Raw genomic sequence first — 26,374 nt, forward strand, 5'->3', positions numbered from 1 at the left:
CCCAAGCTTCCACCCGCGCCCCGCCGGGGACAAAACCGGCAGCGGGGGCGACGCCGGTGGGCGCCTGCACGGCACAGGGTCCCGCTAGAGTTGACGGGTGAATGCCGAGCAGCAGACAGTTTCCGCCCCGGCGCCGGCCTGGGAGCCGACCCTCGACGTCGAGCTGAAGATGCTCGACGACGGACTCGAACCGCCGTCGTACGCCCACCAGGGGGACGCGGGCGCGGACCTGAGGGCCCGCGTCGACGTGACGCTGGCCCCCGGTGAGCGCGCGCTCGTCCCGACCGGCGTGAGCATCGCGCTCCCGTTCGGCTATGTGGCCCTCATCCATCCGCGCTCGGGACTGGCCACCAAGCATGGCCTCACCGTGGTGAACGCCCCCGGCACGGTCGATGCGGGGTACCGCGGCGAGATCGCCGTGACGCTGCTCAACACCGACTCCAGCGCGACGCTCGAGCTCCGCCGCGGCGATAGAATCGCACAGATGGTGATCCAGCGCGTGGAGCACGCCAGGTTCGTCACCGTCCCGGAGCTGTCCGGATCCGTGCGGGGCGCGGGCGGGTTCGGCTCGACCGGCGGGTTCACTGCCCAGTAGCCAGGGCTGCCGGCCCCACGCCGGCGAGACTAAGGAGTTTGTGTGGCACTGTTCGGACGCGGCAAGAACGCCAAGCTGACGGCCGAGGACCCCTCGGTGCTCGGCCTGCCCGCGCAGAAGCGCAGCGAGCCGGACAAGAGCGGCTACGGGCGTGCCCAGAAGGGGCCCTTCGACGCGAGCGAGGCCAGCACCGAGATCGGATATGTGGACTTGGGGGCGATCCTCGTCCGTCCGGTGGACGGCGTCCAGCTCCGACTCGAACTCGAGGAAGCCACCCAGCGCGTGGTCGCGGTCACCATCGACCTGAACGGCTCGAACCTCCAGCTGCAGGCCTTCGCGGCGCCCCGCTCCGAGGGCCTCTGGGGCGAGATCCGCGCCCAGATCGCCCAGTCGGTGGCAAGCCAGGGCGGAATGGTCGAGGAGACAGAAGGCACCTTCGGCCCTGAGCTCATCGCGAGGCTCCCCGCGGACGCGTCGGGGGAGCGCCGCAGCTACCGCGCCGCGCGGTTCATGGGGGTCGATGGCCCGCGGTGGTTCCTCCGCGGTGTGCTCGGCGGGCCCGCAGCCGAGAATCGTGAGGCCTCCGCGGAGCTGGAGGACCTCTTCCGGCACGTCGTGGTGGACCGTGGGGAGTCGCCGCTCCCCCCGCGGGAGCTCCTGCCCCTGCGGATCCCGGTCGAGGCCGCACCGCACGAGAACGGCCCTGGACACGAGGAGGCGCCGCAGGCGCCCGAGCGGGGACCGGAGATCACCCATCTTGGCTGAGGCGGCCGGCATGGTCCGGCTCGAGGGCTTCGGAGGCCTGCCCGAGCGGGGGCAGGTGGCAGGCGAAGGCGTGGTCCGTTCGCTCACGTACGTCCCCGCCGACGAGGCGCCGCGCCTGACCGCGGTGGTCGAGGATGAGAGCGCGCTCCCCGGACGCGGGCCCGCACTCTGCCTCGTCTGGCTGGGCCGCCGCCGGGTCAGCGGCGTGAACGCCGGAACGCGCCTGCGTTTCTCCGGCATGCTCGCCCACTTCCACGGAGTCCCGACCATCTACAACCCTCATTACGAGATCCTTGCCCAGGAGGACTGACGTGAGCGCACACGACGGCGCCCAGGACCGGGGACCCAACCCGGAGGAGGCCCCGAGCACCGCCGACCTCGCCAGGGCCTACGCCGCCAAGGCCGGCCTGCACCGGCACGACGACGGGCGCATCGACGTGCTCCGCAGCGCCGGGGGAATGCGCGGCCTCCTCGAGAGCATCCTGCCCGGGCTCGTGTTCCTCGTGTGCTTCACGCTCGTGCAGAACCTCGTCCTTGCCGCGGTGCTGTCCCTTGCCGTGGCGGCCGTCTTCGTCGTCGTGCGCCTCGTGGGCCGCACTCCGCCGACCCAGGCGTTCGCGGGTGTCATCGGCGTCGGCGTCTCGGCCGCGCTTGCGCTCTTCACGGGCCGCGCGGAGAACTTCTACGTCTCCGGGTTCCTGACGAACGCCGCGTACATCGCCGCCATGGTCATCTCGATCCTGCTCAAGTGGCCGCTCATGGGCGTGCTGTTCGGCTTCCTCCGGAACGAGGGCCTGCACTGGCGCCAGGACCCCGTCCGGGCGCGGCAGTACGGCCTCGGCACCTGGATCATGGTGGCCGTGCTCGCCCTGCGTCTGCTCGTGCAGGTTCCGCTGTACTTCATGGGCGACGCCGGTCTGGTCGCCTTGGGCGCCACACGCCTGATCATGGGGGTGCCGCTGTACGCGCTCGGCCTCTGGATCGCGTGGCTCATCACCCGGCCGATCACGGCCCCGACGACGGCGCCCTCCGCGGACTGAGCCCTGCCGACCGCCTCAGCCGTCGAACGCGTCGTCCTCGTCCTCGGCGGGTGCCGGCAGCTCCCGTTCCGGTGCCTCGGACTGCGGCGCGAGGAGGGCCCTGAGCTCGTCCTCTCCGGCGATCGTGGAGATGAAGAACAGCTCGTCCCGGTGGTCGACCACGTCGTCCCGGCTCGGTGGGATCGGCTTCTGGTCGCGCAGGATCGCCACGAGTGTGCAGTCGGCGGGCCAATCGATCTGGCCCACCGTCTTGCCGACAACGTGCGAGTCGGCGGGCACGGTGAACTCCACGAGGGACGCGACGCCGGTCTGCAGCGTCATGAGGCGCACGACGTCGCCGATCTCGACCGCCTCCTCGACGAGGGCCGTCATGAGCCGTGGCGTGTTGACCGCGACGTCGACGCCCCACGCGCCGTCGAACATCCAGTCGTTCTTCGGGTTGTTCACGCGGCCGACCGTGCGGCCGACCCCGAACTCCGTCTTGGCCAGGAGCGAGACGACGAGGTTCACCTTGTCGTCCCCCGAAGCGGACACGACGACGTCCGCCTCGTCGACGCGGGCCTCCTTGAGGGTCGAGAGCTCGCACGCGTCGCCGATGAGCCACTTGGCACCGCGCAGCCCGCTGCGCCCGATCACCTCGGGCTTGGGGTCGATGAGCAGGACCTCGTGACGGTGGGCGAGGAGCTCGCGCGCGATCGAGCTGCCGACGCTGCCGGCCCCGGCGATGATGACCTTCACTTACGCCTCCTTGACGGGCGGTGCGGAGAGGATGCGGGAGACCTCGGCGGCGTCGGAGAGATCCATCATGACGTGCACGGTGTCGCCCTCCTGGTACGCCGTCCCGGCGGTAGGCAGCATGCCCTCCCCGAAGCGGGTGACGTACGCGACCCGCACGCGGGCGGCGCGCTCGACGGCGGCGAGCGGGTGCCCGAGCCACGTCGGGTCCAGCCCGACCTCCGTGAGCACCAGCCGGCCGGAGGGCTCCCGGTAGTCACCGGCCACACCGGACTCGGGGAGGATCCGGCGCAGGACCTGGTCGGCGCTCCAGCGGACGGCGGCGACCGTGGGGATCCCGAGGCGCTGGTAGATCTCCGCGCGCCCCGGATCGTAGATGCGGGCGACGACGTGCTGGACATGGAACGTCTCACGGGCCACGCGGGTGGCGAGGATGTTCGAGTTGTCGCCGCTCGAGACGGCCGCGAACGCGTAGGCCTCCTCGATCCCGGCCTGCTTCATCGTGTCTCGGTCGAACCCGATGCCAGTGACCTTGCGGCCCGAGAACGTGCGGCGCAGGCGGCGGAAGGCGCGGTCGTCCTGATCGATGATGGCAACCGAGTGGCCGGAGTCCTCGAGGGTGTGGGCGAGGGTGACGCCGACGCGTCCGCAGCCCATGATCACGTAGTGCGCCATGGCCCCCAATGTACCCCGCGATGACACCGCCCGCGGTTGTCGCATAACGTGTCAGGGTGCTGACGATTCTGAACTCGGTCAAGCGCGTGATCGTGGGGCGCGCTCTGCGCAACGACCGGCTCACGCACACGCTGCTGCCGAAGCGCATCGCGCTGCCGATCTTCGCCTCGGACGCGCTCTCCTCCGTGGCGTACGCGCCGGACGAGATCTTCCTCACGCTCGCGCTCGCAGGCGTGTCTGCGGTGACCCTTTCCCCGTGGGTGGGGCTCGCTGTCATGCTCGTCCTCATCACGGTGGTCGCCTCATACCGCCAGAACGTCCACGCCTATCCGTCGGGGGGCGGCGACTACGAGATCGCGACCGAGAACCTCGGCCGCTTCGCCGGCCTCACGGTGGCGAGCGCGCTGCTCGTCGACTACGTCCTCACGGTCGCGGTGTCGATCTCTTCCGCCGCGACTTACCTGACCACGGCCGTGCCGGCGCTGCACGGCACCCAGGCGATCATTGCCGTCACCGGCGTCGTGGTGCTGGCCCTCGTGAACCTCCGCGGCATCCGCGAGGCGGGCACCGTGTTCGCGGTTCCCACCTACGTCTTCATGCTCTCGATCCTCGGGATGACCGCGATCGGGGTCGTCCAGTGGCTCACGGGCACCCTCAGGCCGTCCCAGAGCGCGGACTTCACGATCGTCCCCGCCCCGGAATTCGATCAGGGGCTCATGGGGCTCGCCGGCGCGTTCCTGCTGCTGAGGGCATTCTCCTCCGGCGCAGCCGCGCTGACTGGCGTCGAGGCGATCAGCAATGGGGTGCCCAACTTCAAGCCGCCCAAGAGCAAGAACGCTGCCACGACCCTGCTCATGCTCGGCGCCGTTGCCGCCTCGATGCTCGCCGGGATCATCTTCCTCGCGAACGCCACGCGGGTCCACCTCGTCCAGGACCCCGGGACCGAGCTGCTTGTGGACGGCCGCACGGTGGGGAGCGACTACATCCAGACGCCGGTCATCGGGCAGATCGCCGACTCCGTCTTCGGCGCGGGCAGCATCCCCTTCTACATCGTCGTCGCGGCGACCGGCGTGATCCTCGTCTTCGCGTCCAACACGGCGTTCAACGGCTTCCCGGTGCTCGGGTCGATCCTGGCCCAGGACGGCTACCTTCCGCGCCAGCTCCGCACGCGCGGAGACCGGCTCGCGTTCAGCAACGGCGTGCTCGCCCTCGCCGTAGGTGCGATCGTGCTCATCATCGCGTTCGACGCCGAGGTGACCCGCCTCATCCAGCTCTACATCGTCGGTGTGTTCGTCTCGTTCACCATGAGCCAGCTCGGCATGATCCGCCACTGGACGCGCGAGCTCAAGCGGGTCAAGGACCGTTCGGTGCGGGTGCGCATGCAGCGGTCCCGGGTGATCAACACCATTGGCCTCGTCATGACGGCCACGGTCCTCGTGATCGTGCTCATCACCAAGTTCCTCCTCGGGGCGTGGATCGCGATCCTCGCGATGTTCGCCATCTTCCTCATCATGTGGAGCATCCACGCGCACTACGCCAACGTGGCGCGGGAGCTCGCGGTGGGCGACGACGCCTCCGCCCGGGCCCTCCCGAGCCGCGTCCACGCCGTCCTGCTCGTCTCGCACGTGCGCAAGCCGGTGCTCCGTGCCCTCGCCTATGCGCGCGCCTCCCGCCCGTCCCAGCTCGACGCCGTCACGGTGGACATCAGCCCCGAGGAGACGGCCCAGACGGTCGCGGACTGGGACAAGCTCGAGATCCCGGTGCCCCTCACGGTCCTCGCGAGTCCCTACCGCGAGACGGTCACCCCGCTCATGGACTACATCCGGGGGATGCGGCGAGAGTCTCCGCGGGACCTGATCGTCGTGTACATCCCTGAGTACGTGGTGGGCAAATGGTGGGAGCAGCTCGTGCACAACCAGACCGCGCTGCGGATCAAGACCCGGCTCCATTTCGAGCCGGGCGTCATGGTGGCGTCCGTGCCATGGCAGCTGAAGTCGAGCGAGGAAGCCAGGAGGCTGCAGGAGCTGTGAGCACGACTGAGGAAGCCGGTGCCGCCGGCAGCACGCTCGAGCTGCGCCTGGGACCGGTGGCCCACGGCGGGCACATGGTCGCCCGGCACGAGGGCAGGGTCGTCTTCGTCCGGCACGGGCTCCCGGGAGAACTCGTGCTGGCCGCGCTCACTGATGCCGCCCCGGACGCGAAGTTCTGGCGCGCCGACGTCGTGGACGTCCTGGAGCCCTCCCCGCACCGGCGCGCACACGTCTGGGACGCCGCCGACTCGCTTGCCGCCTACGCGCGGGGCGGCCTGCCCGTGGGCGGTGCAGAGTTCGGGCACATCGAACTCGGCGAGCAGCGCAGGCTTAAGGCCGAGGTGGTACGCGAACAGCTCTCACGGCTCGCGGGCATCGAGCAAGGCCCTGGGCACGAGGTCGTCGTCGAGCCGGTACCGCTGTTCCCGGACACGGACGACGACGCCGGCGGACTCGCGTGGCGCACCCGCTGCAGCTTCGCGGTGACCCCCGAGGGACTCCTCGCGATGCACGCGCACCGGTCCGACGCCCTTGTCCCGGTCGAGCAGATGCCGCTCGCGACCCCCGAGATCAACGCCCTGCGGCTGTGGGACCTTGACCTGCGGGGCATCGAGCGCCTCGAGGTCGCCGCCCCTGCCTCGGGCTCCGCGCCGCTGGCCGTGTTCACGCTCGCCGAGGGCGTTGCCCCCGCGCGGCTGACCGAGATCCTGGCCGGGCTCGACCCCTCCGTCTCGGCGAGCGCGGTCGGCCCCGGCGCCGGGAAGGCGCCGCTCACCGTGCGGGGGCGCGGGTCGGTCACCGAGCACGTCCTCGGGCACCACTACACGGTGACGGGGGAGGGGTTCTGGCAGATCCACCGGCGAGCGCCCGAGACCCTCATGACCGCCGCGATGGAGGTGCTTGACGGCACCCTCGTGCCGGGCGCCCAGGTCGCCGACCTCTACGCCGGCGCCGGCCTCTTCACCGCGCCGCTCGCCGAGGCGGTGGGGCCGTCCGGATACGTGCTCTCGGTCGAGGGGGCGCCGGGGACGAGCCGCGACGCGCGGCGGACGTTCAAGCGGCAGCCGGAGGTCGCCGTCGTCCAGGGCAGGGTCGAGCGGGTGCTGCACCGTCACGGCGGCCCGGGGGCGTTCGACGCTGTCGTGCTTGATCCGCCGAGGGCCGGAGCGGGGCGCGACGTCGTGCGGCAGCTGATCGACATGGCGCCACGGGCAGTGGCGTACGTTGCCTGCGACCCTGCCTCGTTCGCCCGGGACGTCGGCTGGTTCAGGGCCGCTGGCTGGACGCTCGAGAGCCTGCGGGCCTTCGACCTGTACCCCATGACCCATCACGTCGAGACGGTCGGGCTGCTCACTCCGCCCGCGTGACCAACCCCCCTGAGCGGCATCGGGTCTAGGATGGGCCGCGATGGGAACGGCCTTCATGGTAGCCCCTAGTTAGGCATGCCTAACTAGCGACCCCCTCGGGCCGGGACAAAGATGGCAGTGTTGCGAGAGGAGTCCTGCATTGAGCACTGTGGACAGCTTCGGAGCCAAAGGCGTCCTGAACGTCGGCGGAACCGATTATGAAATTTTCCGGCTGAACTCCGTGGAAGGCGCCCAAAGCCTCCCCTTCAGCCTCAAGGTCCTCCTGGAGAACCTTCTCCGCACCGAAGACGGTGCGAACATTACGGCGGACCACATCCGCGCCCTCGCCGGCTGGGACGCGAACGCGCAGCCGAGCACCGAGATCCAGTTCACCCCGGCCCGCGTGATCATGCAGGACTTCACCGGTGTTCCCTGTGTGGTCGACCTCGCGACGATGCGCGAGGCCGTCAAGGAGCTCGGCGGGGACCCGACCCGCGTCAACCCGCTCGCCCCCGCGGAGCTCGTGATCGACCACTCCGTCCAGATCGACGTGTTCGGCAACGCCGGCGCGATCGAGCGGAACATGGAGATCGAGTACCAGCGCAACAGCGAGCGCTACCAGTTCCTGCGCTGGGGCCAGACCGCGTTCGAGGACTTCAAGGTCGTCCCCCCGGGCATGGGCATTGTGCACCAGGTCAACATCGAGTACCTGGCGCGCACGGTCATGACCCGTGAAGTGAACACCGGATCCGGAACGGTGCTGCGCGCCTACCCGGACACGCTCGTCGGCACCGACTCGCACACCACGATGGTCAACGGCCTCGGCGTGCTCGGCTGGGGCGTCGGCGGCATCGAGGCCGAGGCGGCCATGCTGGGCCAGCCCGTCTCGATGCTCATCCCGCGTGTTGTGGGCTTCAAGCTCTCCGGTGAGATCCCCGCGGGCGCCACGGCGACCGACGTCGTGCTCACCATCACCGAGATGCTCCGCAAGCACGGCGTGGTCGGCAAGTTCGTCGAGTTCTACGGCGAGGGTGTCGCGGCGGTGCCGCTCGCGAACCGCGCCACGATCGGCAACATGAGCCCCGAGTTCGGCTCGACGGCGGCAATCTTCCCGATCGACGACGTCACGCTCGACTACCTGCGCCTCACCGGCCGTTCCGAGGAGAACGTGGCCCTCGTCGAGGCATACACCAAGGAGCAGGGCCTCTGGCACGACCCGGCCCACGAGCCGCGGTTCTCCGAATACCTCGAGCTCGACCTCTCCACCGTGGTCCCGTCGATCTCCGGCCCGAAGCGTCCCCAGGACCGCATCGAGCTCTCCGACGCGAAGGAGCAGTTCCGCAAGGACCTGCACAACTACGTCGAGGTCGGCAACGGCCACATCGAGGACGGCAGCGTCGACGAGACCGTCGACGAGTCCTTCCCGGCCTCGGACTCGCCGACCACGACCGAGGCCGACAGCCACGTCCACGAGACGGCGCGCCTCAGCAACCCGCTCGAGTCCGCGGCGTCCGGCGCGTCCGGCCGCCCCTCGACCCCGAGCCACGTGAAGATGGCAGACGGCCGCGAGTTCGAGCTCGACCACGGCGCCGTCTCGATCGCCTCGATCACTTCGTGCACCAACACGTCCAACCCGTCGGTCATGCTCGCCGCCGCAGTGCTCGCACGCAACGCCGTGAACAAGGGCCTCGCCTCGAAGCCGTGGGTCAAGACCTCCGTGGCCCCGGGCTCGAAGGTCGTCACCGACTACTACGAGAAGTCGGGCCTCATCCCGTACCTCGAGAAGCTCGGCTTCTTCACGGTCGGCTACGGCTGCACCACCTGCATCGGCAACTCGGGCCCGCTCGAGGCCGAGATCTCCCAGGCGGTCCAGGACAACGACCTCTCCGTGACCGCGGTGCTCTCCGGCAACCGCAACTTCGAGGGCCGCATCAACCCGGACGTGAAGATGAACTACCTCGCGTCGCCGCCGCTCGTCATCGCGTACGCCCTCGCCGGCACGATGGACTTCGACTTCGACACCGAGGCCCTCGGCCAGGACGCGGACGGCAATGACGTGTTCCTCAAGGACATCTGGCCGAACCCGGCCGAGGTCCAGGAGGTCATGGACGCCTCGATCGACAAGGACATGTTCGTCAGCTCCTACGCGACGATCTTCGACGGCGACGATCGCTGGAAGTCCCTCCCCACGCCGACCGGCAACACGTTCGATTGGGACGAGAAGTCCACCTACGTCCGCAAGCCCCCGTACTTCGAGGGCATGAAGGCGCAGCCGGAACCCGTGAGCGACATCTCCGGCGCCCGCGTTCTCCTCAAGCTGGGCGACTCGGTCACGACCGACCACATCTCGCCGGCCGGCTCGTTCAAGTCGGACACCCCTGCGGGCCAGTACCTTCTGGCCAACGGCGTGGAGCGCAAGGACTTCAACTCCTACGGCTCGCGCCGCGGCAACCACGAGGTCATGATCCGCGGCACCTTCGCGAACATCCGCATCAAGAACCAGCTCCTCGACGGCGTCGAGGGCGGCTTCACGCGGGACTTCACCCAGGACGGCGGCCCGCAGTCGTACGTGTACGACGCCTCGGTGAACTACCAGAAGGCCGGCACCCCGCTCGTGGTCATCGCGGGCAAGGAGTACGGTTCGGGCTCCTCGCGCGACTGGGCCGCGAAGGGCACGGCGCTCCTGGGCGTCAAGGCCGTCATCGCCGAGAGCTACGAGCGCATCCACCGCTCCAACCTCATCGGCATGGGCGTCCTGCCGCTGCAGTTCCCGGCCGACCAGTCGGCCTCCACGCTCGGCCTGACGGGCACCGAGGTCTACTCGGTCGAGGGCGTCACGGCGCTCAACGACGGTACGACCCCGGCCACCGTGAAGGTGACCGCGACGGCAGAGGACGGCTCCACGAAGTCCTTCGACGCCGTCGTGCGCATCGACACGCCCGGTGAGGCGGACTACTACCGCAACGGCGGGATCCTGCAGTACGTCCTGCGCCAGATCTCGGCGCACTGACGGACTGCGCGTCTAGCGCGGAGGTTGATGCGCTGACCAGAGCCGCACACAGGGAGGGCCCTACCGCGAGGTAGGGCCCTCCCTGCGTCTGCGGCCGGAGGCGTTACAGTGGTTCGTGCACGTTTCGAGCAAGGAGTCGCCCTTGGGCATCTTGGAGTCCGTCGATTCTCCGAAGGACCTCGCCCGCCTCAGCGCGGCGCAGCTGGCGGACCTGGCCGAGGAGATCCGCCAGTTCCTCATCCGCAATGTCGCCCAGACCGGTGGCCATCTGGGGCCGAATCTGGGCGTCGTCGAGCTGACCCTCGCGGTGCACCGCGTGTTCGAGTCGCCGCGGGACAGCATCGTGTTCGACACGGGACACCAGTCCTACGTGCACAAGCTCCTCACGGGGCGGAAGGACTTCTCGACCCTGCGCCAAGAGGGCGGGCTCTCCGGCTACCCGTCCCGCGCGGAGAGCGAGCACGACATCGTCGAGTCCTCGCACGCGTCCGCATCCCTCTCATGGGCCGACGGGATCTCGCGGGCCCGCGTGCTCACGGGCGAGGGCGACCGCTACACCGTGGTCGTCGTGGGCGACGGCGCGCTGACCGGCGGCATGGCGTGGGAGGCGCTGAACAACATCGCCGCCGGCAAGGACCGCCGCGTGGTGGTCGTGGTCAACGACAACGGGCGCTCCTACGCCCCCACGGTTGGCGGATTCGCGGACTACCTCGCGTCCTTGCGGACCGCGATCGACAAGGTCCGCACCACCGCCGCGTACGAGGGCATCCTCGACTCCGCGAAGCGGCGGCTGCAGAACGGCGGGCCGTTCGGGCAGTTCGTCTACAAGGGCCTGCATGCCACCAAGAAGGGCATCAAGGACTGGTGGGCGCCCCAGGGCATGTTCGAGGACCTGGGGCTCAAGTACGTCGGTCCGGTGGACGGGCACGACCAGCGTGCCCTCGAGGAGGCGCTCGCGACCGCGAAGAACTTCGCCGGGCCCGTGATCGTCCACGCGATCACCGAGAAGGGGCACGGCTACGCGCCGGCACGCAACCATGAGGCCGACCAGTTCCACGCCGTGGGCATCATCGATCCCGAGACCGGCAAGCCGGCCGAGCCCGGATCCGGGCCCACGTGGACGTCGGTCTTCGCCGACGAGATCGCGGACATCGCCGACGAGCGCGAGGACGTCGTCGGCATCACGGGCGCGATGCTCATCCCCGTGGGCCTGCATCGGTTCGCCGAGCGGCACCCGGAGCGGGTCATCGACGTCGGCATTGCCGAGCAGCACGCCCTCGCGAGCGCGGCCGGCCTCGCGTTCGGGGGGCTCCACCCCGTCGTCGCGCTGTACGCGACGTTCCTGAACCGCGCCTATGACCAGCTCCTCATGGACGTGGCACTGCACAAGGCCGGCGTCACGCTCGTGCTCGACCGTGCAGGGGTCACCGGGCCGGACGGCGCGAGCCACCACGGGCAGTGGGACATGGCCCTCGTCCAGAGCGTGCCCGGCCTCCACCTGGCCGCGCCCCGCGACGCCGCCCGGCTCCGCGAGGAACTGCGCGAGGCGATCGCGGTCGACGACGCCCCCACAGTCGTGCGGTTCTCGAAGGGGACCGTCGGCACGGACATCGATGCGCTCGAGCGGCTCGACGACGGCGTGGACGTGCTGGCACGCACCGGCCACGGCACGGCGGCCACAGCCGCGGAGCGCGTCGCGGACCGCGCCGAGGAAGGCACTCAGGCCGAGGAAGGCACCGAGCCGGCCGGGCCCGACGTGCTGCTGGTCGCGGTCGGGTCCATGAGCAGGCTCGCGCTCGACGTGGCCCGGCGCCTGGACCACCAGGGCATCAGCTCGACCGTGGTGGACCCGCGCTGGGTCCTCCCGGTGCCTCGCAGCATCATCCGCCTCGCGGCACAGCACCGCATCGTCGTGTGCCTCGAAGACGGTGTCCGCGCGGGCGGCGTCGGCTCGCGGATCCGCCAGGAGATGCGGGCGGCAGGCGTGGACACGGCGCTGAACGAGGTGGGCCTCCCGGTCGAGTTCCTCGACCACGGGACCCGCTCCCAGGTCCTCGCGCGCGTGGGCCTCACGGCCCAGCAGGTGGCCCATGACATCGTGGCCCAGGTTCTCGGCACCAAGGTCCCGTTCGCGCGGCCCCTGCCCGGCCAGCCGGCGCCGACCACCGGCACCCTCCCTCAGCTGTGACGACTGCCGGCGAGGGGCCGCGCCCGGGTGAGCTCGTCGTCGCCCGCAACCGCAAGTGGGACGGCACAGGGCACTGGGTGGTGCCGGGGTACCAGCTCGGCGAGGACCAGCACGGCTGGTGGATCTACCAGGGCCGTGGCGAGTTCATCTCCCGGCCGGGGGCCGCGCTGCACACGCGCTCGGACGCCGTGCTGCTGGTGCCGCGGGCGGGCAGCTACGCCGTGACGTTCTACGACGACGCCAACCCGGGCGACTTCCGCGTCTACGTGGACCTTGCCTGGGACCTGTCGTGGCACCGGATCGGCGAGCCCGCGGGCGAGGGCCACCCCGGCGTCGTCGAGTTCCACATGGTCGACATGGACCTGGACGTGATCCGGTCCGCACACCGCGGCGTCTTCGTCGACGACGAGGACGAGTTCGCCGAGCACACCCGGTCCATGGCGTACCCGGCCGAGCTGGTCGCGGCGGTCCGCGACGAGTGCGCACGCCTCCACGCGGCGGTCCGCGACGCGACCGGCCCGTTCAACGGCATCTCCGACGCCTGGCTGGCGCTCGGACGGAAGGAGCATGCATGAGCTACACCCGGCTGTACCGCCGCCCCGACGGCGGGGACCTCGAGTTCCGGGAGGCGTGGCACGACGAGGAGGCCGCGCAGTTCGTGGTGAACCACGGAACGGTGGGCCACGTCTCAGCGACGAGCACGACGGACGACGTCGACGCTGCCGCCGCCGAGGGCCTCCTGGACGCCTTCACCGCCCAGTGCGCCGAAGACGGCTACGCCGCCCTGCCCGAGAACGAGCTGTGGCGCGTCGTCGCGCAGTTCTCGCTCAAGACCGCGGACGGCACGGACCGAGACCGGCACCTCGAGCGGCAGGCCGTCCAGGCGCTGTCCTCGCACCTCGCGTGGCGAGGGCTCGGCAGCGTCGTCGGCAGCTCGATCGGCTCCGGGAAGCTGAACATCTTCACCACATGTGTGGACCCGGGCAAGGCGGTCGCGGCGGTCAAGACGTGCCTCCGGGAGGCCACGGCGGACTTCACGAAGCTCTCGATCGCCGTCGCCCCGGCCAGCGACCCGGACGCGTTCAAGCTCAAGCACGCGCCGGCGGGCGTGAGGGGCTTCTCGCTCTGATCGGCCGGCACAGGCGGCGCGGGTAGGCTGGCACCATGACTGACTACCGCCGTCTCGGGCACTCGGGCCTGACCGTCTCGACCGTGGGCCTCGGGTGCAACAACCTGGGCCGCGCCAACACGCCGACCGAGACGCAGGAGGGGACCGACGCCGTCGTGCACGCCGCGATCGACGCGGGCATCACCCTGTTCGACGTTGCGGACGTCTACGGAAGGACGCCGGGCCTGAGCGAGGAGATGCTCGGCAAGGCGCTCAAGGGCCGGCGGGACGACGTGGTGGTCGCGACGAAGTTCGGCATGGACATGCACGGCGCGAACGGCAACGACTTCGGCGCCCGGGGCTCGCGCAGGTACATCCGCAAGGCCGTCGAGGCCTCCCTGCGGCGGCTCGGCACCGACTGGATCGACCTGTACCAGTACCACACTCCGGACGCTCAGACCCCGATCGAGGAGACGCTCTCGGCCCTCGACGACCTCGTGCGCGAGGGCAAGGTGCGCTACATCGGCCACTCGAACCGCACGGGCTGGCAGATCGCCGAGGCGGAGTTCGTGGCCCGCATGGGCGGCCACACGCCGTTCATCTCGAGCCAGAACCACTACAACCTCCTCGACCGCCGGGCTGAGCTCGAGGTGACCGAGGCCGCCGAGGCGTATGGGCTCGGGGTCCTGCCGTACTTCCCGCTCGCGAACGGCCTCCTCACGGGCAAGTACTCGCGCGGCACCGCCCCCGAGGGCTCCCGCCTGTCGCACACCCGCACCAACCTCGTCCACGACGCGGACTGGGACCAGCTCGAGAGGTTCTCGGCGTTCGCCGAGGAGCGCGGCCTCACCGAGTTGCAGGTCGCGTTCTCGTGGCTCGCCGCGCAGCCATCGGTCGCGAGCGTGATCGCCGGGGCGACCAAGCCGGAGCAGATCCGCGAGAACGCCGAGGCGGCGTCGTGGGATCCGAGCGCCGAGGACCTCGCGGAGCTCGACGAGATCTTCCCGAAGACCCCGCGCATCGCGCTGTTCTGACGCCGTCGATCACCGCGGATTCCGCTCATGCACGACGCCGCGCGGCCGGTGCCGCACGAACCTCGCCGGGAGCCCGTGGCGGTCCTCATGGACTGCGACACGGGGATCGATGACGCCCTCGCGCTGCTGTACCTGTGCAGCCAGCCGCACGTGGAGCTCGTGGCGGTCACGAGCACCCCGGGCAACGTCGACGCCGACCAGGTGGCCGCCAACAACCTCGCCCTGCTCCAGATGTGCGGGCGGGAGGATGTTCCCGTGGCCATCGGTGCCCGGGCCCCGCTTCGGGTGCCGCTCGTCACGACTCCCGAGACCCATGGCCCGCAGGGCATCGGGTACGCCCACCTCCCGTCGGCGCGCCGGGCGCCCGAGGCGAGGGACGCCGTCGAGCTCTGGGTCGAGTCGGCGCGCGCCCGGCCCGGCGAGCTCACCGCGCTCATCACGGCGCCGCTGACCAATTTCGCGTTCGCCCTGCGCGCCGAGCCCCGGCTGCCCGAACTGCTTGCCGGCGTCGTGATCATGGGTGGCGCGTACTACTACCAGGGCAACACGACCCCGACTGCGGAGTGGAATACCCACGTGGATCCGCACGCCGCCGCGGAGGTGTTCGCGGCGTTCGCGGGGCAGCCCCAGGACCGCCTCCCGATCGTGTGCGCACTCGAGACCACCGAGCGGATCGAGATGCATCCGGAGCACCTCGCAGCCCTCGCCGTCGCGGCCGGATGCGCCGAGCCGGAGCTCGTCCTGCCGGACCAGCGCGAGGGGACGCGCAGCGCGGCGTCCAACACGCTCGTGCGGCACGTGAGCGACATGCTGAGGTTCTACTTCGAGTTCCACCGGCACTACGACCAGGGCTATGTGGCGCACGTCCACGATTACTTCGCGGCAAGCGTTGCGGCCGGCACGGCGCGGTACGCGACGCGGGCGGCCACCGTGCACGTCGAGACCGAGGGCCCGCGGCTGGCCGGCACCACGGTGGCGGACTACCGCGGCCTCTGGGGCGAGCCGCTCACCGCGCGGATCGTGAGCGCGAACCATCCCGCCGAGGCGTTCGAGGAGCTGATCGGCTCCCTCGCCGCGCTGGCCCGCCGCGTGGGCTAGACTCTTCGGTGCGCCCGGCCGGCCCGGGCCGCCCGCCGAGGTGACATAGGCGGGATCCGCACGCGCAGACCCACGAAGGACGCCATTGGCCATGTCACACCCCCCGACCTCGCATTCCCTGACCGAGGACGCGGTGCGCCGCTCGCCGCTGCGGACCACGCTCATCGCGCTGGGGGCCGCGGCGATCGTCGCGACCTTCGCCTACCTCGTGGCGACCTCCCCGGCCGAGCCGGTGGACGTGCCGTCCGCGGCGGCCGCCCTGGTCGCGCTCTCGGGCTACGGCCTCGCGGCGGTCCTCCTCTTCGCGGGCATCCTCCCGACACTGCCCACCGTGACGCTGGCACTCATCCCCGTGGCGCTCGTGCTCAACATCGTCCTCGGCCAGTTCGTCGGCAGCACCCTCTTGCCCATCTACCTCGATTCCATCGGCACGGTGCTCGTCGGCTTCCTCGCCGGCTCCGCGGCCGGTGCCGCGACGGGGCTGCTCAGCACGATCGTCTGGTCGTTCTTCAACCCGACGCTCATCCCGTTCGCGGCGGGCGCCGCCGTGATCGGCGCGCTTGCGGGCCTCGCGGCGCGTCTCGGCGCGGTCCGCCGGATGTGGTGGCTTCCTATCGCGGGGCTCGTGACCGGGGCGGTCGCCGCGGTCATCGGCTCGACCGTGGCCGTCGCCGTGTTCGGCGGGACCTCCACCGGCGCCACCGGCGCGGTCATCGCCGTCTTCCGTGCCACGGGGGACAGCCTCGTCGATTCCGTTGTGAAGGGCGCGATCCTGTCCGACCTCGCGGACAAGCTCGTCACGTTCGTCAGCGCGGCAGCGATCGCCTATGCACTGCCGCGCCGCGCAACACAGCGCTTCGAGTTCGCGCGGACGCACCGCGTCCTCGCCTCGCGCAGGGCAGACGCCGAGAGGGGCACTGCTGAGGCGGCGCCCCCTGCCTGAGCATCCGGGAACGCCGGGGCGCCTCAATCCCCTCACCGGCCTCGCCCTCGCGGCGGCCGGTTCTGTCGCATGCCTCGCGTGGGCGTCGTGGCCCGTATGGATCGCGGCGATCGCCCTCGCGCTGGCCGCCTCGGTGCGCGCCGGCACGCTGCGTCGCGTGGGCGCGGCGACGGGCGTGGTCGTCGCGCCGTTCGCGCTGTGGGCGCTGCTCATCCACGGGCTCTTCTTCCCCGAGGGGCGCACTGTGCTCGCGGCCCTCGGACCCGCGCGTGTCACCGCGGAAGGCCTCGCCTACGCGGTGGGATTCGTGCTCCGCACGGCCGCGCTGGTGACTGTCATGCTCGCCTTCTCGATGTGGGTGGACGTGGCGGTGCTGCGGGCGGCGCTCGTGCGCCGGGGGATCCCGGCGCCGCTCGGCTACGTGCTCGCCTCGGCGCTCGGGCTCGCAGCGACCGTGTCGGCGCGCATGCGCCGCATCCGGGAGGCTCAGGAGGCGCGCGGGCTCGTGGTCCGGCCCGGCCTGGGCGGGCGCCTCGCCGCGGCGCGGTTCCAGGCCTTCCCGCTGGTCCTCGCCCTCGTGGACGAGGCGGGCGAGCGGGCCACCGCCCTCGAGGCGCGCGGCCACAGGCTTCCCGGGCCGCGGACCTCGTACGTCGACGAGCCCGACTCCGGCCCCCAGCGCGCCCTGAGGTGGGGGCTCGCGGCGGCCTGCGTGGGCATCGTCGCGTCCGTGGTGGTCCCCGCCGTCGCGGGAGCGGTCTCCGGGACGGCCGGATGAGCGGGCAGGATCCGCTGCTCGCGGCCCACCTCGGTTGTTTCGCGTACGACGCCGGACGGCCGGTCGTGCGGGACGTCAGCCTCGCGCTGGGGCCCGGAACGCTCACTGCGGTGCTCGGGGGCTCAGGCAGCGGGACCTCGACGGTCGCCAAGATCATCACGGGATGGGCGCTGGCCGGCGGGCATGAGGCCTTAGAGGGGCACCTCGGGCTCCGGGACGCTGAGGGCGTCACGCGGGTCGAGTTCCGTGGGCGCCCCGACGATCCCCGTCTCAGCCTCGGCGCGTGGGGCCGCCACGTGGCGCTCGTCCCGCAGCGAGCCGCGGACCTGCTCACGGGCGCGGCCGCGACCGTCGGCGAGGAGATCGCCTTCACGCTCGAGCAGCACGGCACCGCACGCGAGCTGATGCGCGCCCGCGTCGCGGAGGCCGCAGCCGCCGTCGGGCTCGGAGCGCACCTCGAGCGTCATCCCGCGAGCCTCTCCGGCGGCGAGGAGCGGCGGCTCGCGCTGGCCTGCGCGATCGTGGGGGCGCCTTCGGTGCTCGTCCTCGACGACCCGACGGCCTCGCTCGACGCGGCCGGTCGCGGGGCCCTCGCGGACGTCCTCGACGCGCAGCGCTCGGCCGGCACGGCGGTCGTGGTCGTGGGATCCTGCGCCGACGCCCTCGCACGCACGGCTCAGCACTGCATCCTTCTCGACGGCGGGACCGTGGCGGCGGAGGGCAGGTCCGCGGCCGTGCTCTCCTCGGACGCGTTCGCTCGTTCGGGCGTCCTGGTGCGGGATCCGGGCGACACAGACCGGGAGGGCCAGCGCCCGGGGGAGCCGGCACCCGGGCGCCCGGGCCCGCCGAGTGGTCCGCCCCTCGCGGCCCTGGGCTCCGTCACGTTCACGTACCCCGGCCAGGACCGGCACGTCCTCGACCGTGCCGACCTGAGCGTCCGCGCCGGCGAGGTCCTCGCGATCACCGGCCCCAACGGGGCGGGGAAGTCCACGGCACTCAGGCACCTCGCAGGCATCATGCGGCCGCAGTCGGGACGTGTGGACGTCCTCGGGCGGGACGCCGCCGCGATCCCGGCAGGCCGCGTCGCGGAGCACGTCGGGACCCTGTTCCAGGAGCCGCGCGAGACGCTGTTCGAGCGCACGGCGCTGCGCGAGGTCTCCTTCGGGCTCCGGACCCGGGACCGCTCCCGTGCTGCGCGACGCGCCGCCGAGGACGGGGCACGCGAGGCGCTGCGCGCCGTCGGCCTCGAGGGCGCCGAGGACACCCACCCGTACGATCTGTCGGCCTCGGCCCAGCGCCTCCTCGCGCTCGCCGCCGTCCTCGCGCGGCGGCCGCGCGTCCTCCTCCTCGACGAGCCGACCGTGGGGCTCGACCGGCACGGGCTGGACCGGCTCGAGGCTCTCGTGGCCGGGGCCGCACGGGGAGGCACCGGCGTCGTGCTCTCGACCCACTCGCTCGCCTGGGCCCGCGAGCACGCCCACCGCGTTGTCGCCCTCGTGGACGGGCGGTTCGTCCCCGTCTGACGCTCGACGCGGCGGCGCCCCCGTCCGGTAGTGTCTTTCGCTGGGGACCCTCGGTGCCCGACGATGTGAAGACCTGACAAGGCGAGGAGGGCGTGTGCGCGCTGCGTGGGAGCGGTGGGAGGGCTTCTGGGTTGCCGGCGTGCGGCGCGGGGCCGTCCGCAGGGCGTTCGACGGCGCCGTGCTCATCACGCGCGTTGCGTTCGAGGACGGCGCGGGGACCCTCTTCGCGTCCGAGTCCCTCATCTGGCTCAGCCCGGACGGCCAGACGTGGGAGGCGTTCCGTTACCGGCAGGAGCCCGGCGGCGTCAGCGGCGGCTCATGGCGAGAGGACGCGGAGCTAGCCGTGGACACCCTCCCGGCCAGCGGGGAGTACCTGCTGGTCTCGCAGCTTGCCGGCTCCGCACGCGAGGCGGCAACGTACAGGCGGGTCGAGGAGGCTGCTCCGGACGAGGCCCCCGCGCCCGCCGAGATCCGCCGCCGGCCTGCCGAGCCGATAGAGCTCCCCGACGGGCGCACGGTCCGCGCCGAGCGCTTCGACGTGACGGCCGGAGGCATGCGCGTGGCCAGCTACTGGACCCACGACGGCGTCGTGGTCCGCAGCGGATGGGCCGGCGCCCTCTGCTTCGCGAGCCCCTCCGGCCGTGAGGCGCTCGCAGGCGTGGACGAGCGGCTCGGGGCGTTCCTGGACGCCGGCTTCCCGCACGACTGACCGCAGGCCCCGCAACACCGGCCTGGCGTTGCGGGCCCCGTGGCGCTGCGTTGCGGGGCCTGTGGCGGTCAGGACTCCGCGTGGAAGGGCCGGCCGTTGACGCGCCGGGACGCGCCCACCCGGTCCAGGTACGGCGTGATGCCGCCCAGGTGCATGGGCCAGCCAGCGCCGAGGATCATGCACAGGTCCACGTCTTCGGGCCCGGCGACGACGCCCTCGTCGAGGAGGAGGCCGATCTCCTCCGCGAGCGCGTCCTGGCACCGGGTGAGGACCTGCTCGCCCGTAGACGGAGTGCCGCCGAAACGCAGCAGCGCCCGCGTTGCGGACGGTATCTCGTGCCCGCCGTCGGCCGTCGGGGCCCACAGGCCCTTGATTCCGGCGTCGATGAGCGCCTGCTGGTTGGCGGAGACGTGGAACCTGTCGCCGAACGCCGCGTGGAGTGATTCGGCCACGTGCTGCGCGACGGGCAGGCCCACCATGGAGGCGAGCGTGAACGGCGTCATCGGCAGCCCCATCGGCGCGAGCGCCGTGTCCGCGACCTCGGCCGGCGTGCCCTCGTCGAAAGCCGCGGTCACCTCTCCCATGAGGCGCAGGAGCACACGGTTGACCACGAAGGCAGCGGCGTCCTTGACGAGGACCCCGGTCTTCTTGAGGCCCTTCGCGAGTACGAACGCGGTGGCCAGAACCGCCTCCTCCGTCTGTGGCGCGCGCACGATCTCGACGAGGGGCATGACGGCCACGGGATTGAAGAAGTGGAAGCCGACCACGCGCTCCGGGTGGGCGAGGTCCGCCGCCATCGCGGTGACTGACAGCGATGACGTGTTGGTGGCGATGATGCACTCGGGCTTCACTACGGCCTCGACCTCGGCGAGGACCTGCTTCTTGACGGAGAGCTCCTCGAACACCGCCTCGATGACGAAGTCGGCGTCCGCGAACTCGTCCTTGGAGACGGAGCCGCTCACGAGCGCCCGGGTGCGGTTGGCGGCGTCCTGCGAGAGCCGGCCCTTGGCCGCGAGCTTGTCGACCTCGGCGTGCACGTGGCCGACGCCCTTGTCCACACGCTCCTGGTCGATGTCCGTCATGACGACCGGCACCTTGAGCTGGCGAGCGAACAGGAGCGCGAGTTGGCTGGCCATCAGTCCGGCGCCGACGACCCCGACCTTGGTGATCGGCCGGGCGAGCTTCGGGTCCGGGGCGCCGGCCGGCCGCTTGGCCCGCTTCTGGGTGAGATCGAGGAAGGCGTAGACGGTGTCGCGGAACTGCGGGGTCTGCATGAGCCAGGTCAGGGCTGCAACCTCGAGCTCGGCGGACTCCTTCTGGGTGGACGTCGCGCCGGCCTCGAATACGTCGAGGACCTTTCCGGGCGCCGGCGCGGCGTTCGAGGTCTTGGCGGCGACGATGGCGCGTGCTGCCTTGGCTGCGGCGGCCCACCGCTCGGCGGCGGCCGGATCGGTCAGGGGCTCGACGGCATTCGGGCGCACGACGGCGGTGTCCCCGGCCAGGACCGACGCCGCCCACTGAAGGGACTGCTCGAGGAAGTCGGCGGACTCGAACAGCGCGTCCGCGATGCCGAGCTCGAAGGCCTGCTGCCCGCCGATCGTGCGGTTGCCGTTCAGCGGGTTCTCGATCATGACCGTGAGGCCCGCCTCGGGGCCTGTGAGGCGGGGGAGGCGCCAGACTCCGCCCCAGCCGGGCACGAGGCCGATGAACGCCTCGGGCAGCCCGATCCCGGCCGCCCCCGCGGAGACCGTGCGGTAGTCGCAGGCGAGGGCGATCTCGAGCCCGCCGCCGAGCGCGACGCCGTTGATGAATGCGAACGTGGGCACGCCGATCCCGCCGGCGAGCAGATCGTAGGCCGCGTGGCCGAGCCGTGCCATCTGCTCGCCCGCGGCGGGGTCGCGGAGCGTCTTGACGGTCGAGAGGTCTGCGCCTGCCACGAGGAAGTATGGTTTCCCGGTGACGGCGACAGCGTCGATCTCGCCCGCCGCCGCCCGTCGGCGCAGGCCCTCAAGGGTCGTGCCGAGCTCGATCAGGGTGTTCGGGCCGAGGGTCGTGGGCTTGGTGTGGTCGAGGCCGTTGTCGAGGGTGAGGAGCGCGATTCTCGTGGCGGCGCTGCCGTGCGTGCCGCCCGGGAGGACCACGTCCTTGACGAGGGAGTGCGTGACGGTCTCGTGCGGGACCAGGGCGGCGAGGGGCGCGAAGGCCTCGAAGGGGGAATCGGACGTCATGGCGGCGTTCACTCGCCCTTTCGGTAGTCGGGGTGGTTCGGATTCTCCCAGACGACCGTGCCGCCCATGCCGAGGCCGATGCACATGGTGGTCATGCCGTACCGGACGGTCGGGTCCTCGGAGAACTGGCGGGCGAGCTGGGTCATGAGCCGCACGCCGGAGGAGGCGAGTGGATGGCCGAGCGCGATAGCGCCGCCGTAGCGGTTGACGCGCGGGTCGTCGTCGGCGATCCCGAAGTGGTCAAGGAAGCTCAGGACCTGGACGGCGAAGGCCTCGTTGATTTCGAAGAGGCCGATGTCCTCGATCGACAGGCCGGCCTTGGCGAGCGCCTTCTCGGTGGCGGGGACGGGGCCGACGCCCATCACCTCGGGCTCCACGCCGGCGAACGCGAACGAGACGAGGCGCATCTTCGGGTCGAGCCCGAGCTCCTCGGCTGTCTCGGCGGAGGTGAGGAGGCAGGCCGTCGCGCCGTCGTTCAGGCCCGCGGCGTTGCCCGCGGTGACGCGCCCGTGCGGGCGGAACGGCGTGCGAAGGCCGGCGAGGTCCTCGATGGTCGTCCCGGGCCGCGGCGGCTCGTCGACGGTGGCCAGGCCGAAGCCCTCGCCCGGCCGATGGGTGGCGACGGGCACGAGGTCGGGCTGGATCTTCCCGGCGTCGTACGCGGCGGCGAGCTTGGCCTGGGACGCGACGGAGTAGGCGTCTGCCCGCTCCTTCGTGATGGCGGGGAAGCGGTCGTGCAGATTCTCGGCCGTGTTGCCCATCGTGAGGGCCTCGGGGTCGACGAGGCGCTCGGCCATGAACCGCGGGTTCGGGTCCGCGCCCTGACCCATCGGGTGGTTGCCCATGTGCTCGACGCCGCCCGCGATCACGACGTCGTACGCGCCGACGCCGATGCCGCTCGCCGTCGTCGTCACTGCGGTCATGGCGCCGGCGCACATGCGGTCGATCGCGAAGCCCGGGACCGTGAGCGGGAGGCCCGCGAGGAGCGCGGCGGTGCGCCCGATCGTCAGGCCCTGGTCGCCTGTCTGAGTGGTCGCCGCGATGGAGACCTCATCGACGCGTTCGGCGGGGAGCGACGGGTTGCGGCGCAGCAGCTCGCGGATGGTCTTGACGACGAGGTCGTCGGCACGGGTGCCGTGGTAGATCCCCTTCTCGCCGGCCTTGCCGAATGGGGTGCGGACGCCGTCGACGAAGACGACGTCCCGGACATGCCTGCTGGACATGGGCAGCTCCTTGCGTGGACTACGGGCGGGAGACCGCCCACTGCCGTCGATGTTACTCGTCGGTAACTTAAGGCGCAACGGCGAGTATGGTCCCCGCGGGGGAGGGTCTGCAGGCATGGTGCCCGCCACAGGGCGCAGGTGGTGGCCGCGACCTACGAGTCGGGGTCCAACTGGTCCGCCGTGGCCTTCTTCCTGACCTTGAGCGGTTCCGGATGCTCGAAGGCTTCGAGGAGCGTCGGCACCACCTGGTCGACCTGCCATGCGCGGGCGCCCAGGTCCCGCAGCGCCGCCGCGAGGGACTCTGCCGTGAGCGGCGCCGGCGGTCGCCACGCGATCCGGCGCAGGTGATCGGGGGTCAGGAGGTTTTCCGTGGGCATGCCGAGAGAGTCGGCGACCGCGGAGATCCGTGGGCGGGCGGTCTTGAACCGCGCGGCTGCCTCGGGGTCCCGGTCGTCCCACACGCGGGGTGGGGGCGGACCGGAGCTGGGAAGATGCAGGGGGGGCAGCTGGTCGTCGGGGAGGTTCCGCGCGGTGGAGACGGCCCGCAGCCACCGTGGCGCCTCGCGCTGGGCGGCACGTCCGTGGAAGCCCCTCGTGGTGAGCAGCTGCGGGACGGTGCCCGGCATCGCGCGGGCGAGCGCTACGAGCGCGGAATCGGGGATGAGCTTGCCCGGGGCGATGTCCCTCTTCTGTGCGAGCGCGTCCCGCTCGAGCCAGAGCTCGCGCACGGCGGCCAGCTGGCGGCGGTCGCGGATCTGGTGGACGCCTGACGTGCGGCGCCAGGGGTCGGCTCGGGGCGCGGGCACGCCCGCTGCCAGAGTCGCGGCGAATTCCTCCTCGGCGAACCCCAGCTTCCCTTGGGACTCGAGGAGGTCCGCGAGCTCGTCCCGCAGCTCGACGAGCACCTCGACATCGAGGGCGGCGTAGCGCAGCCAAGGCTCAGGGAGGGGCCGCGTCGACCAGTCCGCGGCGGAGTGCTCCTTCGCGAGGCTGAAACCGAGCATCTGTTCGACGACCGCGGCGAGGCCCACTCGGGGCAGGCCGGCCAGGCGTGCGGCGAGCTCGGTGTCGAAGAGCCGGTCTGGCCACATGTCGAGTTCGGCGAGGCACGGGAGGTCCTGGGTCGCAGCGTGGATGATCCATTCCACCCCGGACAGGGCGGTGTTGATGATGGCCAGATCATCGAAGGGCTCGGGGTCGATGAGCCAGGTCCCGGCTCCCTCCCGACGGATCTGGACAAGGAACGCTCGTTGTCCATACCGGAACCCCGAGGCGCGCTCGGCGTCGACGCCTGCGGGTCCCGTGCCGCGGGCGAGGGCGGCGGCGGCGCGCTCAAGGCCCTCCTGGGTCGAGATGACGAGGGGTACTCCGTCGCGGGGCTCATCGAGCTCAACGACCGCCGGGATCGGTACCTCGAAGCCCTCGACGACGATGCTCTGCGGTGCGCTCGTGGCGGGCGGTGCGGCCTCTGGTCCCCCGTGGGGCGCGCTGCCCGCCTCGTTCCCGGTGTCGTCCTGAGGCTGTGCGGTCATGATTCCGCCAGTCTAGCGCCGCCGCTGATCGGGCGCCCCGCCGCGGTCAGCGGGACTCCGTCCCTCGGCGGCGGGGCAGTGCGGAGACTCCGTCCGGGAGCGGGGGGACGCCCGCGAACGTGGCAACCATGTCGCACCACGCGTCGAGGTGGGTGCTGAGCTCCGGACCTGACGGGGTCCACGAGGCCCGGAGTTCGATGTCGATCGTGTCGCTGCGGCCCGCGAGCGTGCCGAAGCTCTCGGACAGGACCCTCGTGGCAGTGCCGCCCGCGGCCCCGTACTCCGCGTGATGCTTCTCGAGCGCCTCGACCAGCCACGTCCACGCGACTGAGCCGAGCAGCGCGTCGTTGCCCATCTCCGGTTCGAGCTGGGCGCGGATGTACGTGACGACGCGGAACGTTCCCTCCCACACTGCGGGCGGCTCCGGGTCGTGCAGGACGATGAAGCGTCCGGTGGCGAGCTCCTCGTCCCCCTCGCGGACCTCGGCCTCGAGGGCGACGGCGTAGGGCGCGAGCCGTGCGGGCGCGGGGATCTCCTCGAGGCGGAGCCCCGAGGTTCGGGTCGCGCTGGCGGCACTTCGCATCGAGCGGAGGGCTGTCAAGAAGTCCGCAGGCAGCTGTGCTAATGCGGTCACCATCACAGGGTACGCTCACGCCTCGGGCCCCCCGGGAGCGGCACGCCGTGCCCGTATCAGCGCTGCCGCTCAGGCGGCCCGCGGGGGCACGTGCCACGCGAGGGCTACCGCCCGAGTTCCTCCCTCAGGGCCGCGGCGAATGCGTCGACGTCATGCTCGGTGGTGTCGAACGAGCACATCCAGCGGACCTCGCGGCGGGCCGGGTCCCAGTCGTAGAAGCGGAACCGCTCGCGGAGCCGGCCCGCGACGCCGTCGGGGAGGATCGCGAACACTCCGTTGGCCTCGGTGGGCTGGGTGAGCTCGACGCCGTCGAGCCCCTCCACGGCGGCGCGGAGACGCTGGGCCATCGCGTTCGCGTGTGCGGCCGAGCGCATCCACAGCCCGCTCTCGAGGAGGGCGAGGAACTGGGCAGAGATGAAGCGCATCTTGGAGGCGAGCTGCATGTCCATCTTGCGGAGGTACTTCAGGGCGTGGCCGGCCTCGGGGGCCAGCGCGACGACGCACTCGCCGAACAGGAGGCCGTTCTTCGTCCCGCCGAACGTGAGCACGTCGATCCCCGCGTCCGAGGTGAACGTCCGGACATCGGTGCCGAGGCCCGCGGCAGCATTGGCGAGCCGCGCGCCGTCCATGTGGACCTTCATCCCGAGCGTGTGGGCGTGCTCCGCAATCGCCCGGACCTCCTCGACCGTGTACCGGGTGCCGAGCTCGGTGGTCTGTGTGATCGAGACGGCGAGCGGCTGCGCGCGGTGCTCGTCGCCCCAGCCCCACGCCTCCCTGTCGATGAGCTCCGGCGTGAGCTTGCCGTCCTCGGTCGGGACGGCGAGGAGCTTGAGGCCGCCCACGCGCTCGGGGGCGCCGTTCTCGTCGACGTTGATGTGCGCGGTCGTCGCGCACACCACGGCCCCCCAGCGCGGCACGAGGGACTGGAGCGAGACGACGTTCGCGCCCGTGCCGTTGAAGACCGGGAACGACTCGGCGGCGTCGCCGAAGAGGCCCTTCATCACCGTCTCGAGCCGGGCGGTGTACTCGTCCTCCCCGTAGGAGACCTGGTGCCCGCCGTTCGCCGCGGCGAGTGCCGCGAGGACCTCGGGGTGGACGCCGGAGTAGTTGTCCGAGGCGAATCCGCGCACGGACGGGTCATGGAGGGGCCATCCCGCGGGGGCGGGGACGGCGGGGATGA

At 71.5% G+C, this 26,374-nt stretch carries 23 protein-coding genes; 16 read left to right on the forward strand and 7 right to left on the reverse strand.

Features of this window, described 5'->3' with window-relative positions; genetic code table 11:
* The first annotated feature begins 97 nt into the window (after positions 1-97).
* From dut to SCMU_RS09230, 4 genes are read left to right on the forward strand one after another with little or no spacing between them, the layout of a single operon-like run.
* Complete coding sequence (dut, locus tag SCMU_RS09215; RefSeq protein ID WP_274602945.1) at positions 98-595, forward strand: dUTP diphosphatase; 498 nt, start codon at positions 98-100, stop codon at positions 593-595.
* Positions 596-637: 42 nt separating this feature from the next.
* Complete coding sequence (locus tag SCMU_RS09220; protein ID WP_229232682.1) at positions 638-1,360, forward strand: DUF3710 domain-containing protein; 723 nt, start codon at positions 638-640, stop codon at positions 1,358-1,360.
* Entirely contained in the window at positions 1,353-1,670 is a 318-nt protein-coding gene (locus tag SCMU_RS09225; protein ID WP_229232683.1) for a single stranded DNA-binding domain-containing protein, read from the forward strand. The genes SCMU_RS09220 and SCMU_RS09225 overlap by 8 nt, the downstream gene beginning before the upstream one ends.
* 1 nt (position 1,671) lies before the next feature.
* Positions 1,672-2,400 carry a DUF3159 domain-containing protein gene (locus SCMU_RS09230; RefSeq protein WP_229232684.1) on the forward strand — a complete coding sequence of 243 codons (729 nt, stop codon included), beginning with the start codon at positions 1,672-1,674 and terminating at the stop codon, positions 2,398-2,400.
* A gap of 15 nt (positions 2,401-2,415) precedes the next feature.
* On the opposite strand, the gene SCMU_RS09235 is transcribed toward SCMU_RS09230, so the two are convergent.
* Both SCMU_RS09235 and SCMU_RS09240 read right to left on the reverse strand, forming a co-directional pair.
* Positions 2,416-3,138 (reverse strand): potassium channel family protein, encoded by a 723-nt coding sequence (locus tag SCMU_RS09235; protein WP_229232685.1) that lies wholly within the window; start codon positions 3,136-3,138, stop codon positions 2,416-2,418.
* On the reverse strand, positions 3,139-3,810 hold the full coding sequence (locus SCMU_RS09240; protein WP_229232686.1) for a potassium channel family protein: 672 nt from the start codon (positions 3,808-3,810) through the stop codon (positions 3,139-3,141).
* A 56-nt stretch (positions 3,811-3,866) separates the two neighbouring features.
* On the opposite strand from SCMU_RS09240, the gene SCMU_RS09245 reads away from it, so the two are divergent.
* The 12 genes from SCMU_RS09245 to SCMU_RS09300 all read left to right on the forward strand — a co-directional run bounded on the left by SCMU_RS09245 (position 3,867) and on the right by SCMU_RS09300 (position 19,577).
* The gene (locus SCMU_RS09245; protein WP_371829640.1) at positions 3,867-5,840 is read left to right on the forward strand and encodes an APC family permease; all 1,974 of its coding nucleotides are present in this window, start codon (positions 3,867-3,869) and stop codon (positions 5,838-5,840) included.
* A complete protein-coding gene (locus SCMU_RS09250; RefSeq protein ID WP_229232687.1) occupies positions 5,837-7,207 on the forward strand; it encodes a class I SAM-dependent RNA methyltransferase in 1,371 nt (456 codons plus the stop codon). Before SCMU_RS09245 ends, SCMU_RS09250 begins: the two co-directional genes overlap by 4 nt.
* Positions 7,208-7,346: 139 nt before the next feature.
* Positions 7,347-10,196, forward strand: a complete 2,850-nt coding sequence (locus SCMU_RS09255; protein ID WP_443020254.1) for an aconitate hydratase — start codon at positions 7,347-7,349, stop codon at positions 10,194-10,196.
* 142 nt (positions 10,197-10,338) lie between these two features.
* The gene (gene dxs, locus SCMU_RS09260) at positions 10,339-12,384 is read left to right on the forward strand and encodes a 1-deoxy-D-xylulose-5-phosphate synthase (protein WP_338027604.1); all 2,046 of its coding nucleotides are present in this window, start codon (positions 10,339-10,341) and stop codon (positions 12,382-12,384) included.
* Positions 12,381-12,959 (forward strand): DUF402 domain-containing protein, encoded by a 579-nt coding sequence (locus SCMU_RS09265; RefSeq protein WP_229232688.1) that lies wholly within the window; start codon positions 12,381-12,383, stop codon positions 12,957-12,959. The genes dxs and SCMU_RS09265 overlap by 4 nt, the downstream gene beginning before the upstream one ends.
* Positions 12,956-13,513 carry a hypothetical protein gene (locus SCMU_RS09270; protein ID WP_229232689.1) on the forward strand — a complete coding sequence of 186 codons (558 nt, stop codon included), beginning with the start codon at positions 12,956-12,958 and terminating at the stop codon, positions 13,511-13,513. Before SCMU_RS09265 ends, SCMU_RS09270 begins: the two co-directional genes overlap by 4 nt.
* A gap of 35 nt (positions 13,514-13,548) precedes the next feature.
* Positions 13,549-14,526, forward strand: a complete 978-nt coding sequence (locus SCMU_RS09275; RefSeq protein ID WP_229232690.1) for an aldo/keto reductase — start codon at positions 13,549-13,551, stop codon at positions 14,524-14,526.
* 27 nt (positions 14,527-14,553) lie between these two features.
* Complete coding sequence (locus tag SCMU_RS09280; protein ID WP_229232691.1) at positions 14,554-15,624, forward strand: nucleoside hydrolase; 1,071 nt, start codon at positions 14,554-14,556, stop codon at positions 15,622-15,624.
* A 91-nt stretch (positions 15,625-15,715) separates the two neighbouring features.
* Positions 15,716-16,567 (forward strand): ECF transporter S component, encoded by an 852-nt coding sequence (locus tag SCMU_RS09285; protein ID WP_229232692.1) that lies wholly within the window; start codon positions 15,716-15,718, stop codon positions 16,565-16,567.
* Positions 16,560-17,345: an energy-coupling factor transporter transmembrane component T family protein gene (locus tag SCMU_RS09290; protein WP_443020293.1), complete on the forward strand. Its 786-nt coding sequence runs from the start codon at positions 16,560-16,562 to the stop codon at positions 17,343-17,345. The genes SCMU_RS09285 and SCMU_RS09290 overlap by 8 nt, the downstream gene beginning before the upstream one ends.
* Complete coding sequence (locus tag SCMU_RS09295) at positions 17,342-18,868, forward strand: ATP-binding cassette domain-containing protein (protein WP_229232694.1); 1,527 nt, start codon at positions 17,342-17,344, stop codon at positions 18,866-18,868. The genes SCMU_RS09290 and SCMU_RS09295 overlap by 4 nt, the downstream gene beginning before the upstream one ends.
* A gap of 94 nt (positions 18,869-18,962) precedes the next feature.
* Complete coding sequence (locus tag SCMU_RS09300) at positions 18,963-19,577, forward strand: hypothetical protein (RefSeq protein WP_229232695.1); 615 nt, start codon at positions 18,963-18,965, stop codon at positions 19,575-19,577.
* Positions 19,578-19,645: 68 nt separating this feature from the next.
* On the opposite strand, the gene SCMU_RS09305 is transcribed toward SCMU_RS09300, so the two are convergent.
* The 5 genes from SCMU_RS09305 to SCMU_RS09325 form a co-directional block, all read right to left on the reverse strand.
* Positions 19,646-21,805: a 3-hydroxyacyl-CoA dehydrogenase NAD-binding domain-containing protein gene (locus tag SCMU_RS09305; RefSeq protein WP_229232696.1), complete on the reverse strand. Its 2,160-nt coding sequence runs from the start codon at positions 21,803-21,805 to the stop codon at positions 19,646-19,648.
* 8 nt (positions 21,806-21,813) lie between these two features.
* The gene (locus SCMU_RS09310) at positions 21,814-23,028 is read right to left on the reverse strand and encodes a thiolase family protein (protein WP_229232697.1); all 1,215 of its coding nucleotides are present in this window, start codon (positions 23,026-23,028) and stop codon (positions 21,814-21,816) included.
* Positions 23,029-23,180: 152 nt separating this feature from the next.
* The gene (locus SCMU_RS09315) at positions 23,181-24,560 is read right to left on the reverse strand and encodes an HRDC domain-containing protein (protein ID WP_229232698.1); all 1,380 of its coding nucleotides are present in this window, start codon (positions 24,558-24,560) and stop codon (positions 23,181-23,183) included.
* Positions 24,561-24,606: 46 nt separating this feature from the next.
* Positions 24,607-25,197 carry a DUF3000 domain-containing protein gene (locus SCMU_RS09320; protein ID WP_443020255.1) on the reverse strand — a complete coding sequence of 197 codons (591 nt, stop codon included), beginning with the start codon at positions 25,195-25,197 and terminating at the stop codon, positions 24,607-24,609.
* A 101-nt stretch (positions 25,198-25,298) separates the two neighbouring features.
* Positions 25,299-26,372 carry a threonine aldolase family protein gene (locus tag SCMU_RS09325; RefSeq protein ID WP_229232992.1) on the reverse strand — a complete coding sequence of 358 codons (1,074 nt, stop codon included), beginning with the start codon at positions 26,370-26,372 and terminating at the stop codon, positions 25,299-25,301.
* Between the last annotated feature and the right edge of the window lie 2 nt (positions 26,373-26,374).

Source organism: Sinomonas cyclohexanicum (assembly GCF_020886775.1).
Classification (GTDB): domain Bacteria; phylum Actinomycetota; class Actinomycetes; order Actinomycetales; family Micrococcaceae; genus Sinomonas; species Sinomonas cyclohexanicum.